At 32.8% G+C, this 14,292-nt stretch carries 14 protein-coding genes and 1 riboswitch; of the genes, 12 read left to right on the forward strand and 2 right to left on the reverse strand.

Translation table 11 applies throughout. The features are described 5' to 3' along the window. Positions 1–12: 12 nt before the first annotated feature. The 7 genes from ACJDUG_RS05185 (at position 13) to lplA (ACJDUG_RS05215) (ending at position 7,306) form a co-directional block, all read left to right on the forward strand. Positions 13–1,155, forward strand: a complete 1,143-nt coding sequence (locus tag ACJDUG_RS05185) for an ROK family transcriptional regulator (protein ID WP_406768840.1) — start codon at positions 13–15, stop codon at positions 1,153–1,155. 35 nt (positions 1,156–1,190) lie between these two features. Next, on the forward strand, positions 1,191–2,678 hold the full coding sequence (gene xylB / locus ACJDUG_RS05190) for a xylulokinase (RefSeq protein WP_406768841.1): 1,488 nt from the start codon (positions 1,191–1,193) through the stop codon (positions 2,676–2,678). A gap of 202 nt (positions 2,679–2,880) precedes the next feature. Further along, positions 2,881–3,930: an aldose epimerase family protein gene (locus ACJDUG_RS05195; protein WP_406768842.1), complete on the forward strand. Its 1,050-nt coding sequence runs from the start codon at positions 2,881–2,883 to the stop codon at positions 3,928–3,930. 269 nt (positions 3,931–4,199) lie between these two features. Next, a complete protein-coding gene (gene lplA / locus ACJDUG_RS05200) occupies positions 4,200–5,162 on the forward strand; it encodes a lipoate--protein ligase (protein ID WP_406768843.1) in 963 nt (320 codons plus the stop codon). A gap of 19 nt (positions 5,163–5,181) precedes the next feature. Continuing rightward, positions 5,182–5,418, forward strand: coding sequence for a biotin/lipoyl-containing protein (locus ACJDUG_RS05205; protein ID WP_406768844.1), 237 nt, complete (start codon positions 5,182–5,184; stop codon positions 5,416–5,418). Between the two features lie 50 nt (positions 5,419–5,468). Continuing rightward, on the forward strand, positions 5,469–6,329 hold the full coding sequence (gene lipA / locus ACJDUG_RS05210) for a lipoyl synthase (RefSeq protein ID WP_406768845.1): 861 nt from the start codon (positions 5,469–5,471) through the stop codon (positions 6,327–6,329). After that, positions 6,326–7,306: a lipoate--protein ligase gene (lplA, locus tag ACJDUG_RS05215; RefSeq protein WP_406768846.1), complete on the forward strand. Its 981-nt coding sequence runs from the start codon at positions 6,326–6,328 to the stop codon at positions 7,304–7,306. Before lipA ends, lplA (ACJDUG_RS05215) begins: the two co-directional genes overlap by 4 nt. A 90-nt stretch (positions 7,307–7,396) precedes the next feature. Here lplA (ACJDUG_RS05215) and ACJDUG_RS05220 read toward each other — a convergent pair whose 3' ends face one another. Next, positions 7,397–8,173 (reverse strand): alpha/beta hydrolase, encoded by a 777-nt coding sequence (locus ACJDUG_RS05220; RefSeq protein ID WP_406768847.1) that lies wholly within the window; start codon positions 8,171–8,173, stop codon positions 7,397–7,399. 134 nt (positions 8,174–8,307) lie between these two features. Here ACJDUG_RS05220 and ACJDUG_RS05225 point away from each other — a divergent pair, with 134 nt between their 5' ends. Beyond that, complete coding sequence (locus ACJDUG_RS05225; protein WP_406768848.1) at positions 8,308–8,745, forward strand: putative ABC transporter permease; 438 nt, start codon at positions 8,308–8,310, stop codon at positions 8,743–8,745. Positions 8,746–8,831: 86 nt separating this feature from the next. On the opposite strand, the gene ACJDUG_RS05230 is transcribed toward ACJDUG_RS05225, so the two are convergent. Then, the gene (locus tag ACJDUG_RS05230; protein WP_406768849.1) at positions 8,832–9,260 is read right to left on the reverse strand and encodes a CBS domain-containing protein; all 429 of its coding nucleotides are present in this window, start codon (positions 9,258–9,260) and stop codon (positions 8,832–8,834) included. 307 nt (positions 9,261–9,567) lie between these two features. Further along, positions 9,568–9,773: riboswitch (cobalamin riboswitch) on the forward strand. A gap of 247 nt (positions 9,774–10,020) precedes the next feature. Between ACJDUG_RS05230 and ACJDUG_RS05235 the strand changes: the two genes are divergently transcribed. From ACJDUG_RS05235 to ACJDUG_RS05250, 4 genes are all read left to right on the forward strand, one after another. Then, positions 10,021–11,544, forward strand: coding sequence for a cobyric acid synthase (locus ACJDUG_RS05235; RefSeq protein ID WP_406768850.1), 1,524 nt, complete (start codon positions 10,021–10,023; stop codon positions 11,542–11,544). After that, complete coding sequence (cbiB, locus tag ACJDUG_RS05240) at positions 11,541–12,479, forward strand: adenosylcobinamide-phosphate synthase CbiB (RefSeq protein ID WP_406768851.1); 939 nt, start codon at positions 11,541–11,543, stop codon at positions 12,477–12,479. Before ACJDUG_RS05235 ends, cbiB begins: the two co-directional genes overlap by 4 nt. A gap of 48 nt (positions 12,480–12,527) precedes the next feature. Continuing rightward, positions 12,528–13,571, forward strand: coding sequence for a pyridoxal phosphate-dependent aminotransferase (locus ACJDUG_RS05245; RefSeq protein ID WP_406769096.1), 1,044 nt, complete (start codon positions 12,528–12,530; stop codon positions 13,569–13,571). 150 nt (positions 13,572–13,721) lie between these two features. After that, positions 13,722–14,261 (forward strand): cob(I)yrinic acid a,c-diamide adenosyltransferase, encoded by a 540-nt coding sequence (locus ACJDUG_RS05250; RefSeq protein WP_406769097.1) that lies wholly within the window; start codon positions 13,722–13,724, stop codon positions 14,259–14,261. Positions 14,262–14,292: the final 31 nt, after the last annotated feature.

The following is a 14,292-nucleotide window of genomic DNA, read 5'->3' on the forward strand; positions in this document are numbered from 1 at the left end:
AGTGAGATAATTATGGATCACAGTGAAATAAAAACTGTCAATAAGAAGAGTATACTAAAGCTTTTAGCTCAGGAAAGGGAACTTACAAAACTTGATATCTCCCGTAAACTAGACATTAGTGTTCCTACGGTAACTACAATTGTTGGAGAGCTTTTAGTGGAGAATTTAGTAGAAGAGGCAGGTATGGCTACTTCAACTGGAGGCAGGAAGCCAGTTATAATAAGGTTTTTACCTGAATCTAGATGCAGTATAGGAATAGATTTAGAGAAAAATTATATAAGAGCTGTAATTACAGATTTGGACGGTAAAATTTTAGAAGATAATAAATTGTTTCTAAGGTCTATAAATGAGGTAAAGGTTCTTGAGGACATTAAGAAGTTAATCAATGGCCTATTAGATTCACGAGAAAATATAAAAGAGAAGGTTTTAGGCATTGGTATTTCACTGCCCGGAACAGTAAATGAAGAGGAATTAAAATTAGAGCTTGCACCAAATTTTAGACTTAAGAATTTGTGTTTTAAGGAACTTTCTGACTGTTTTAATTTACCCGTTTTTCTTGAGAATGAGGCAAATGCAGGCGCCTTAGCTGAATCCAATTTAGGTATAGCAAAGAATTTAAATAATTTAATTTATGTTTCTATAACAGAAGGTATTGGCGGAGGTCTTATTATAAATGAAAGAATTTATAAGGGTAAAAGCAGAAGAGCTGGAGAAATAGGACATATGACCATTAATAAAGGAGGAAGACAGTGCAGCTGTGGGAAGAAGGGCTGTTTTGAAACCTATGCTTCTAATAGAGCTCTTATAAATGATTACAATGAATTAAGTGAAACAAAGGCATTAAGCATTAGAGAAATTATTGAAAAATACAAAGAACATGACAATATTGCAATTAAGGTTATGGATAGATATTTAGAAGATTTAGCAGAGGGTATTGGAAATCTAATTTTTATTTTTAATCCTAATTATATTGTTATTGGTGGAGAAATAAGCAAGTATTCAAACATTTTTCAAGATAAACTTATGGAACTGATTTTTAAAAATAATGAATTTTATAAGGCTGGGGACGTAGAAATATTATTTTCAAGTCTTGGAAAGGATTCGAATATATTAGGAGCAGCTTTGATACCTATTTTTCAGAGCTTTGGCTTTTAAATTAATTAATACAATATTGTGAGGGGGTTAAGAAATTGAATTATTTAGGTATAGATTTAGGCACTTCCTCGGTTAAGATTATTATCATGGATGAGCAAGGTAAGGTTAATTGCAGCCTATCCAAGGATTATCCTGTTTATTATCCTCAGATAGGCTATGCAGAGCAGAATCCAAAGGATTGGTGGGATGCCACAAGAGATGGAATTAAAGAACTTATTGAAATAAATCATATAGATAATAAAACTATAAAAGCTATAGGTTTTAGTGGGCAAATGCATGGATTAGTTGCGCTGGATGAAAAGGATGAGGTGCTCTTTCCAGCAATTTTGTGGTGTGATCAAAGAACTGAAAATGAATGTAATTATATTACAGAACTTGTAGGCAGTAAAAAGCTATCAAAATATACTGGAAACAAGGCTTTGACAGGTTTTACAGCACCTAAGATTCTGTGGGTTAAAAAACACAATCCAGAAATTTATAATAAAATAAGGCATATACTTCTGCCTAAGGATTATATTAGATTTAAGCTTACTGGAGAGTATGCTACAGATGTTTCTGATGCTTCCGGTACACTTTTATTTGATGTGGAAAATAGATGCTGGTCAAAGGAAATGCTTAATATACTTGATATTTCAGAAGAGGTAATGCCAAAGTGTTTTGAGTCCTTTGAAGTTACAGGTACAATTAATAAAGCAGCAGCAGACACTACAGGATTACTCAAGGGAACTCTTGTAGCTGGCGGCGGCGGAGACCAAGCAGCTGGTGCAGTAGGAACTGGTACTGTAGAAACCGGCATTATTTCTGTGGCCATGGGTACCTCTGGAGTTATTTTTGCATCTCAAAAGGAATATAAGGTAGAAGATGAAAATAGGCTTCATTCCTTCTGCCATGCTAATAATGAATGGCATGTAATGGGTGTTATGCTTTCGGCTGCTTCCTGCTTAAAATGGTGGGTAGAGGAAATAAATAAAGATACCTCAAAGTCCTTTGAGGAAATTTTAGAGGAAGCTGAAAAGATACCTGCTGGCAGTGATGGCTTAATATTTTTACCTTATTTAATGGGTGAAAGAACCCCATATAGTGATGCAAATGCTAAGGGCTGTTTTATAGGACTTAGTATTACACACTCTAGAGCTCATATGACAAGAGCTATTTTAGAAGGTGTTGCCTTTGGACTTAAGGATTCCTTAGAGCTCGTTAAGGCATTAAATATTCCTATTAATGAAGTTAGAGTATGCGGCGGCGGTGCAAAGAGCAAGCTTTGGAGACAAATCCTTGCAGATGTATTCGAGACAAGAATAGATATGATAAATTCTGTGGATGGACCATCCTATGGTGCTGCCATACTTGCTTCTGTGGCAGGAGGAAGCTTTAATTCAGTAAATGAGGCCTGCTGCACACTTATAAAGGTTACAGAAAGTGTAAGCCCTAACCTTAATAACTTTTTAGAATATGAAAGACTGTACAAGATATACAGCAGTTTATATGGAATTTTCAAGGATACCTTTAAAAAATTAGTTTAGACAAAGAACGCAGAAGTAAAATCTTATTTGCATAGTTAAATTTTATTGTTTTATTATAGGATGTCAATTAGAAAAAGTATAATTAAATTAAGACCTTTACTTTTCTATTTTAAAAATTTTAAATACTTTTCTGGAATTAAGATTTGTATAAAAGTATAATATTTAATAATAAAGTAAACTTAAAAAGAAACGAGGGGTTAAATTGAGTATTGAAAAAAAATATTTTGGCAGCACGCCAGATAGAACTAATATATATTCCTTTACCTTGACTAACTCAAAGGGAACAGCAGTTGAAATTATTAATTTTGGTGGCATAGTTCGTTCACTTAAGCTGCAAAATGACAAGGGCAGCTTCGATGATGTAGTTCTTGGGTTTGATAAATTAGAAGACTACAAGAAGGAAGGTCCATATTTTGGAGCCATTATTGGAAGGTACGCTAATAGAATTGCAAAGGGAAGCTTTAACCTTAATGGAATTGAATATAAATTAGAAATAAATAATGGACCAAATCATCTACACGGAGGCTTAAAAGGCTTTGATAAGGTAATATGGGAACCTAGAATCCTTGAAACTGGAGGCTTAGAACTAAGTTATATCAGTAAGGATATGGAAGAGAGCTATCCTGGGAATCTAGAGGTTAAGGTAACATATACTCTGACTGAGGATAATTCACTTAAAATAGATTATTTTGCACTTTCTGATAAAGATACTATTGTAAATCTTACAAATCATTCTTATTTCAATTTATCAGGTCATGCTTCTGGCAATATTTTAAACCATAAAGTTTATATAAATGCTGATAAATTTACAGCTGCAGATAAAGATTCCATCCCTACTGGTGAACTTAGAGAAGTAGAAGGTACGCCAATGGATTTCACTAAACTAAAAAAAGTTGGTGATGAAATAAGAAGTAGCTATGAGCAAATTGCCTTTGCAAAGGGGTATGATCATAACTTTGTTATTAACAGGGAGGATGAAAGGTTAGTAAAGGCTTGTGAGGTGGTGGACGATAACAGTGGAAGGAGTATGGAAGTATACACTACCATGCCAGGAGTCCAATTTTATACAGGTAACTTTATAGAAGAGGGTGTAGAGGGTCTTGGAAAAGATGAAGCGAGGTATTCAGATTACAGCGGCTTATGCCTAGAAACTCAATTTTTCCCTAATTCCATAAATATAAAGCATTTCCCTTCACCAATACTTAGGGCAAAGGAAGAATATAGACACACTACCATCTATAAGTTTAGATAATGTGGCACGGGAACAATGTCATCAAGCAAAATAAATTGACTTTTTAAAAATGCCCCAATAATCATTTTAATACCTTTTTACGGTATATCTTATGATTATTGAGGCATTTTTGTATTAAAATAAGAAGAAAAAGAATAAATATTTCAACAATAGTTATTAAAAATAATGTATAATAAAGTTGTTTGATAATTTAAAATTGTAGAAATAAGGACTAAATTTGCGACATTTTGGTGAAGAATTATGTTCTGGATAGAGGAGTTAGACTTAAAATGAAATATATAGAGAATAAAGATAAGGATGTTTATTTCAATCTTGCTCTTGAGGAATATGTGTTTAATAACTTTAAAGAAGATAGTTATTTACTTCTTTGGAGAAATGATAACAGTATAGTTTTAGGAAAGCATCAGAATATCTTTGAGGAGATCAACACACTGACAGCTGAAAAAATGGGAGTAAGAGTGGCAAGAAGGAATACCGGAGGCGGCACAGTTTTTCATGATACTGGGAACCTGAATTACTCCTTTATAACTCACCATGGACTAGATCCATCTATAGAATATGATAAGTTTTTAAATCCAGTTATTTCAGCTTTGAGGTCACTTGGAATTCCAGCTGAAAAAAGAAGGGATTGTGATATTGCCATAGAGGGGAAAAAAATATCAGGAAGTGCTGAGGCTATAAAAGGGGGTAGGATACTTCATCATGGGACCTTGCTTTTTAACAGTGATTTATCTAAACTTAATGAAATTTTAAAGCCCTCAGAGGGAAAAATAATTTCAAAGGCTGTTAAATCAGTAAAAAGTCCAGTTACAAATATAAAGACCTTTATGAAGGACCAGAACATGACTATAGAGGAATTTGAAGAACATTTACTTAAAGCCTTATTTCCAGAGGGCATTGAGAAAATTAATCTAACAGATGAGGAACTTGTAGAAATAAGAGAACTGGCAGAAAATAAATATGCTCTTTGGAATTGGAATTACGGAAATTCACCTAAGTTTATCTATGAGAAAGAGTCGAGGCTTTTAGATAAGGACATCTATGTAAAATTAAAGGTAGAAAAGGGAACTATTATAGACTCAGAGATTTCGGTAAACAAAATATCTAATGCAAATATTAGGGAGGCTCTGCAGGGTGCTTGCTATAATTATCAGGAGCTATTAAAGAGATTTAAGGCTATTAAAAGTATTGAAAATATAAATAAAGAAGAATTAGCACTATGCTTTTTTTAAATTTAAGGAGGTATACATTATGAAAAAGGAAATTAAAATGCCAAAGTTGAGTGAAAATATGGAAAAGGGAGTTCTTGCAGGCTGGAATATTAAGATAGGAGATGTGGTGAAAAAAGGGGACATACTTTTTGAAGTTGAAACAGATAAGGTTGTAAGCGAAATTGAATCCCTGGAAGAGGGGATTTTAAAGGAGGCTTTCTTTGAAGAGGGCGACGAGGTTAGAGTAGGAGAAACAATTGCAGTAATTGAAGGTTAAAAGACAAAAGGTTAGCTATTAAATGTTTCGGACTAATAAGGGGGAAGACTATGGATAAGAAGCCTAGCTGGCTTAAGGTGAATTATAATAAGGAAGCTGTGGAAGAGATAAGCAGCCTAATGGCAAATCTTAAATTAAATACTGTGTGTAAGGAAGCAAATTGTCCTAATCTTGGGGAGTGTTATAAAAAGCGAACTGCAACCTTTATGATTTTAGGCAGTGTTTGTACCAGACATTGCAGATTTTGCAATGTGACAAAGGGCTGTACTCAAGAGGTGGACCCTATGGAGCCAAAGCATCTTGCAGAAGCCGTAAAGGAGCTTAAGTTAAAGCATGTTGTTATTACAAGTGTAACAAGAGATGATCTTACAGATGGCGGAGCTGAGCATTTTGCTAAAACTATAAATGAGGTTAGAAAATTAAATCCTGAAACAACTATTGAAGTACTTATTCCTGATCTTAAGGGAGAAGCTAAAAATCTGGATATTATAATAAAGGCAAATCCAGAAGTTATAAATCATAATATCGAAACAGTAAAATCCTTATATAGAAAGGTTCGCCCTGAGGCAGATTATGAAAGGTCTCTAAAGGTTATCAGCTATATAAAGAGCAAGGCACCTAACATCTTTACCAAAACCGGTATTATGGTTGGCCTTGGAGAAACAGATGAAGAAATCTATGAATTAATGGATGACAGTTTAGGGGCAGGCTGTGATATTTTCACAATTGGCCAGTATCTGCAGCCCTCAAAGAATCATATTGAAATGAAAGAATATGTTACACCGGAAAAGTTTGAAGAGTACAGAAGAGTAGGAATGGGAAAAGGCTTTAAATATATAGCAAGCAGCCCTCTTGTAAGAAGCTCCTATAGGGCAGAAGAGGCATTAAATTATGGAGGAGAGAGAAAATGATTTATATAGATAACAATTCTACAAATCCATATTTTAATTTTGCACTAGAATATTACCTTATTTATGAAAAGCAGCTTCCTGAGGACAGTGTATTTATATTTTGGAGAACTGAACCTACGGTGATGCTTGGAAAATATCAGAATACTCTAGAGGAAATAAATGAAAGCTATGTAAGGGAACATGGGGTAAATGTAGTAAGAAGAATAACTGGCGGTGGAACTATATACACAGATATGGGAGGCTGGCAGTTCAGCTTTATAACAAAGGGCTCTGCAAGCCAGATAGATTTTCAAAAGTATATTGAACCAATACTTAAGGCTTTAAATGACATAAATGTCCATGCTGAATTTAACAGCAGAAATGATCTTGTTATTGAAGGAAAGAAGTTCTCGGGAAATGCTCAGTGTATGAGTAATGGCTATACCCTCCATCACGGGTCTCTGCTTTTTAATACTGATTTTGAGCAAATGGTAAGGTGTATAACTGTAGATGATTATAAAATTATTTCAAAGGGAATTAAGTCGGTTCGTGAGAGGGTAACAAATATTTCTGAACACTTAGCTAAGCCTATGGATGAATTAAGCTTTAAAAAGCTTATGGTAAATAGTATTATGAATGGCTCAGAGAAGGAATATAAATTAACTAAAGAGGATCTAACTAGAATTGAGGAAATAGCTAGGGAAAAGTTTCAAAGCTGGCAGTGGAATTATGGGACCTCACCGAAATTTAATATAACAAAAACAGGACGTTTTAAAGGTGGAAAAATAGAGTTTAAGCTGGATGTAAATAAGGGAATTGTTGAAAGCTGCAATATCTATGGAGATTTCTTTGGCTTAATTGATATTTCTACCATATGTAGTGCCTTAATTGGCGTAAGCTATAATAAGGAAAGTATAAGGGAAGCCTTATCAAAGCTTGATTTGCATAACGCTTTTTATAATATCAATTTCGAGGAATTACTTGATATAATCTGTTAGAATAGTTTATGTGGCACGGGGAAGTATCTAGTGCCTCATTGGGAGGTATGTGGCATTAGAAACGCCCCTATGCCGCATCGCCTCTTTATCTTATAAAGGAAGCCACTTTAAAACCTTTTGTATTTCTGCATCCCAATAATCCCAGGTATGTTCACCAGAGCCTTCATTATAGGTAAAATCTATGTTAGTTGTTTCTATAAACTTTTTAAAGTTTTGGTTAATTCCATAGAGGAAGTCTTCTGTCCCACAGCATTGATATAATTTTGGCTTTGGTTCTTTGGAAATTAAAAGTTTTTTTGCGAGGAAATAAAGGTCATTCTCACTTCCTGCTAACATGCTTAAGTCACCGAAAATATTATATAACCCAGCGTTATCAGTATCATCCACCGTAGAAACAATTTCTGTCATATCAAGTGCGCCCGAAAGACTTGCTGCAGCAGCATATTTTTCAGGACAGCTTAGAGCAATTTTAAATGCTCCGTATCCCCCCATGGAAAGTCCTGCTATAAAGTTATCTTCTCTTTTTTCGCTTAAGGGAAAAAACTGCCTTGCTATCTTAGGTAATTCCTCAGCTATGTAGGTAAAATATCTTTCTCCATTCTTCATATCTGTATAAAAGCTTTTTCCGGCATCAGGCATTACAACTGCAAGTCCCATTGAATCTACATATCTTTCTATAGAAGTCTTTCTCTGCCAATCAGTATGATCTCCAGATAATCCATGAAGCAAATACAAGGCTTTATATTTATTAGAAGCAAATGATCCTTCCTTGCCTATTTGAGAAGTCTTATTTTGAGGCAAAATCACGTAAATAGATGTGTTCATGCCAAGTACCTCTGAAGAAAAGTTACAAGTAATAAATGCCATAAATTTAAACCTCCTTTAAATCATTACAATTATTAACATTATATAATTTAAGAAATAATAAAACAATAAATTAAATATAGTTATCAAGGTTATACTAATTGTACAAATAATTGAATGCTTCGGAGGTGTCTAGAATGAAGAAACTAGCTGTCTTAGGCTTCATTATGGGTATGCTTTATTTTACTGCTGAAGGTTTTTGGAGGGGGTGGACTAATATTTCAATGCTTTTTGTGGGTGGCTTATGTGCTGTTCTTATAGGTTTGTTAAATGAATTTCCAAAGCGGTATAAGTTTAAAATTTGGCAGCAGTGCCTACTTGGAACCTTAATAATTGTTTCAATAGAATTTATTTCTGGATTTATTTTAAATATTTGTCTAAAATTAGATATTTGGGATTATTCAAAACATTATGGAAATATCATGGGACAAGTATGCATTACATACACTATTTTGTGGTTTATAATAACTCCTGCTGTTATTTGGCTTGATGATTGGTTAAGATGGGAAATATATGGTGATGGGGCGCACTATAATTTAAAGCAGGTATATAGAGACTTAATAAAGTTGAAATAGTAGGCAAAATTCTATTATAAATAGTAATGTAAAAATCAACATTGGTAATGTTGATTTTTACATAAGATGGAGTTTTCAGTATAGGGCTAAGCAAGTAGTTGATGCCGGAATACCTTATACATTTTATTATAAAAATAAGTTAATATGTCTGATCTCTTTATAATTCCTATAAATACATTATAATCATCTACCACTGGGACAAAGTTTTGGCTTATGGAAGTTACAAACAAATCTTCTATATTAGCATCAATGTGGACTGGTCTAATATTAGAATGAACTGGAATCTCGTAAATCTTTATTTTTGAGGTGTTTTTTATATCTAAATTTGAGTCATCTTTTAGCTTCCAAAGAAGGTCTCCTTCCGTCAGGGTACCAACATATCTACCTTTGTCATCTAAAATAGGAATAGCAGTATAGGTATGATATTCCATTCTCTCAATAGCCTGTCTCATGGTATTACTGGATTTTTCAAAAACTACATCTGTTTTTGGTGTTAAGAAAAATGCTATATTCATAATTATTAACCTCTTTCTTAAAATAGTAATTTCAATATTCTTCATTAAATAGCGACAAAACAAATAATAAATTACATATATTACTAAATCTTCGATATATATATCTTACATACTGAATACGACAGTTTTGTGTAGAAATTATTAACCCTTTGTAAAACTGTATATTTAATAGAAATAGCAACCACATTACTATATGAAGATGAGTTTGAAAATATGAGATAAGATGTTAATAAACAAATGTGTTAATATATGAATCAAATGGACAATGTCATTGACATAATTATTAATATAAGTTAAGCTAAAATTACAAGTAAATACTAACTTAGGTGCCTGTTATCAGGTGAAAAGGGAATGCGGTTTAAATCCGCAGCAGCCCACACGCTACTGTAAGTGAAGACAACCTTTAGTAATACCACTCTAACTTTATGTATGAAACTTAACATACTTATGAGAGGAAGGTTAAAGGGAGAATGATGCACAAGCCAGGAGACCTGCCTATGTTATGGTTAATAAAGCTTTCGGTGGGAGAGGTATTTTTGAAGTAAATTTCCGACGTAATGTCGGTTTTTTTATTTTGAAGGTAGTGTGCGATGAAAGCTCACTATTTTTTATTTTGAGGAATAATGGATAAAAAATCAGTGGGGACTGTCCCTGGTGGTTAATTTTTTGTAAAAGCTAATATTGTTTTATATAACAAAGTTTTATCCTATAAAGAAAATATATATTTATTATTCAAAATTTAGTTAAAAGGTGTGATAATATGGCAAATATAATGATTCAAGGTACCGCCTCTTCTGTTGGGAAAAGTATTTTAGTAGCTGCTTTAGGAAGGATATTTAAGCAAGATGGCTACAAGGTTATACCTTATAAATCTCAGAATATGTCCTTAAATTCTTATATAACATTAGATGGCAAGGAAATGGGGCGAGCTCAAGTATTGCAAGCCTATGCTTGCGGCCTAGAGCCAGAGGCTTATATGAACCCTATACTTTTAAAGCCTACTTCAGACAAAGAATGCCAGATAGTTGTTAATGGTAAGGTTTATGGTAACTCTGATGCAATTGGATATCATAATTTAAAAGTTGAGTTTAAGGACATGTTAAAGGAGCAATTTGAGGAATTAGAAAAAAACTTTGATATTATAGTGATGGAGGGTGCTGGAAGCCCTGCTGAAATAAATTTAAGGGATAGGGACATTGTAAATATGGGAATGGCCGAACTTGTTGATGCTCCTGTACTTTTAGTAGGAGATATAGATAAGGGTGGTGTATTTGCTTCACTAGCAGGAACATTATTGCTTCTAAATGAAGATGAGAGAAAGAGGATAAAAGGAACTATAATAAATAAATTTAGGGGAGATGTGGAAATATTAAAACCAGGTATTGAAATGATTGAAGATATTATTCATGTTCCTACTCTTGGGGTAGTTCCATATTTTTCACTTTCTCTTGAAGATGAAGATGGAGCCATTGAATTTAATAAAAGTATTACAGCGCCAATTGATGTTGCAGTTGTTAAGCTTTATCATATATCAAATTTCACAGATTTAGATGCCTTAAAGCTAGAGGAAGATATTTCTGTAAGATTTATTACTAGTGTAGAAGAATTTGGGCATCCAGATTTACTTATTATTCCTGGAAGCAAAAATACTATAGCTGACTTAATGGCACTAAGAGAAAATGGACTTGAAGAAAAAATAGTGGAGTATAGCAAAAGTGGTACTATTATCGGTATTTGCGGTGGCTATCAAATGCTAGGCAATACAATAAGGGATCCTTTTGAAGCAGAATCGAAATTTAAAGAAATCGAAGGTATGAAGCTGTTAGATGTTGATACGATTTTTGAAGAAGAAAAGATAACTACAAGAATAAAGGCCAATATTAACTCACAAAAAATAAAAAGTAATATATTAAAATATTGTAATCACGAAGAAGATAGAATTGAAATTTATGGCTACGAGATACATATGGGAATAACCAATTATGGCATTGATACTGAGGCCCTTTTTAATATAAACAATAAGAATGAACAAAAGGCAAATTATAAGGATGGCGCAATTAGTAAAAGTGGAAATATAATGGGAACCTATATCCATGGAATTTTTGACAGCATTTATTTTAGAGAATATATATCTAATATGTTAAGAGAAAAAAAGGGTATAAACTTGAAACAATCCTCAATATATGAAAACTTAAGAGAAAAGGAGCTGGATAAGCTTGCGGATATTGTAAGAAGCTCTATTGATATTGAAGGCATCTATAAGCTTATGGGAATCAAAAGATGATAGATATTATTTTAGCAGTAGTCCTTGATTTTATAATAGGAGACCCTTATTGGTTTCCTCATCCTGTAATATATATAGGAAAACTTATAAGTATCCTTGAGAAAAAAGCAAGAACATTAGCAAAGCATGAAAAGACTCTAAGGGTTTATGGTGGAGTTATAGTTATAATTGTTGCAGGTTTGAGTTTCTTAATTCCTTATAGCTTATTAAGGCTTGCAAAGCCTTTTCCTTTAATTTATCACATTATAAATATATTAATTATTTGGACTACTATATCAGCAAGATGCCTTCATAAGGAAGCTGCTAAAATTTATGAAGCTCTCAAGAACAATGATATTGAAGAAGCAAGGAAGAAACTGTCTTATATTGTTGGAAGAGATACCATGAGTTTAAATGTTTCAGAAATAATAAGAGCAGATGTTGAAACAGTAGCTGAAAATACTTCAGATGGAGTTATAGCACCGCTTCTATTTGCAATGATAGGAGGAGCACCTCTTGCAATGCTTTATAAGGGAATAAATACTATGGATTCAATGCTGGGCTATATGAATGATAAATACAAATTTATAGGATATTTTCCTGCGAAGACTGATGATTTATTTAATTTAATTCCAGCTAGAATTAGTGGAGTACTTATTTCACTTGCAGCACCTATTGCTCACGGAAATATTTATAAAAGCCTTAAGATAATGTTTAGAGATAGAAAAAATCATAAGAGCCCTAATTGTGCTTATCCTGAAGCAGCTGCTGCCGGAGCCATGAAGGTTCAGCTTGGTGGAACAAACAGTTATTTTGGTGATTTAGTTTACAAACCTACAATAGGAGATAAAATAAGGGATTTGAAGTCTATAAATATAATGGATTCAATTAAATTAATGTATGGAGCTGAGTTAATTTTAATCTGTATATACTTATTTTTTCTAAGCTTTAAGTAGATAATGCAGCAATTTTGAAGGAAAGTTTCCATGGGAGGTTTTATTTTGATTCACGGCGGAGATGTTTACACTGAAGGGCTTTTAAAGGGAATTGAGCTTATAGATTTTAGCTCAAATATAAATCCAATTGGAGTTCCAAAATCTTTTACTGATACAATTGATGAAGCATTAAAAAATATTGAAAGATATCCGGATATTAAATATAGAAAAGTCCTTAGATCACTTAGGGATTATACTGGTATTAATGAGGAGCACTTTGTTCTAGGAAACGGTGCCTCGGAAATTATTGATTTAGTTATTAGCTGTTTTAAAAGTATTTTAATTGTTGTTCCATCCTTTGCAGAATATGAAGCTGATGCTGTTAAATGGAACTGCAGCATAGAATACTCTTATTTAAATGAAGAAATGGATTTTGATTATGAAGATATTTTAATGAAGCTTCATAAAACTCAGGCTTTGATAATAGGAAATCCAAATAATCCAAACGGTAATATTATAGATAAAACTAAATTTAAAAGTATTTTAGATTTTTCAGAAAGTGAAGGAAAAACTATAATTATAGATGAAGCCTTTATAGAATTTACAGGTAAAAAAGACTATAGTTTTACTGAAGATATTAAAGAATATAAAAGTATATTTATTATAAGGGCTTTAACTAAATTTTTTGCCATGCCAGGTATACGATTTGGTTATGGAATAAGTAAAAATAAAAGGCTTCTTCAAAAAATAAAGCAAAAGCAAAATCCTTGGAATATAAACTGTTTCGCTGAACATGCGGTAAAGTATATATTAAAGGATGAGGAATACATAAAAAAATCCTTAAAGTGGATTGAAACCGAAAGAAGTTATTTTCCTTCGAGTTTGGAAAAATTAGTATTTATAGATAAGATATATTTTAGTTTTTCTAATTATATATTGTGCAGGCTAAAAGGAATAACCGATGAAGAGCTTTATAATTTCTGCATGAAAAAAGGCATAATTATAAGAAGAGCAAGCAATTTTAAAGGGCTTAATGAATACTTTGTAAGATTTGCAATAAAGGATAGAAAATTAAATAATAAGCTTTTAGAGGCTATAAAACAAATAGAATGAACCAATGGGGAACCAATAGGGACGGGTCTCATTGGCTAGAACCAACTGGAACAATCTCCATTTATGAATTTTTAAAAGTTTTAAAACAAAAATAATTATAAAAAATGTGGTATGGGGACGTTTCTATGCCACATTAAGAAAGGTGGAATTATAATGGAATTAAAAAAAGGTTATGTACAGGTTTATACCGGTAATGGAAAGGGAAAGACAACAGCTGCAGTTGGTTTGGCAGTGAGAGCTGCGGGAAACGGACTTAGAGTTTCCATGGTTCAATTTTTAAAATCTATGCCTACAGGGGAGCTTGAAAGTGCAAAGAAATTAGAGCCTAATTTTAAAATTTACAGATTTGAGAAAAAGAGGGGCTTTTTTTGGACATTGAATGAAGAGGAAAAAAGAGAGCTTAAAGAAGAAATTCAACAGGCTTTTAGGTTTTGTATGGATGCCTTAAAGGAAGAAAAATGTGATTTGTTAATAATGGATGAAGTAATGGGCGCACTAACAAATAAACTTGTTACAATTGATCAAATATTGGAGTTAATTGAGCTCAAGCCTGAGAATGTAGAGCTTATATTAACAGGTAGGGATGTACCTAAGGAAATTGCAGAGAAGGCAGATTTAGTTACTGAAATGAGAGAAATCAAGCATTACTATGAAAAGAATGTTCCGCCTAGAAAGGGAATTGAATTTTAATTATTTAAAAGATAAAAGTAAAGGGAGTAAA

Source organism: Candidatus Clostridium stratigraminis, from assembly GCF_045310675.1.
Lineage (GTDB): Bacteria > Bacillota > Clostridia > Clostridiales > Clostridiaceae > Clostridium_AT > Clostridium_AT stratigraminis.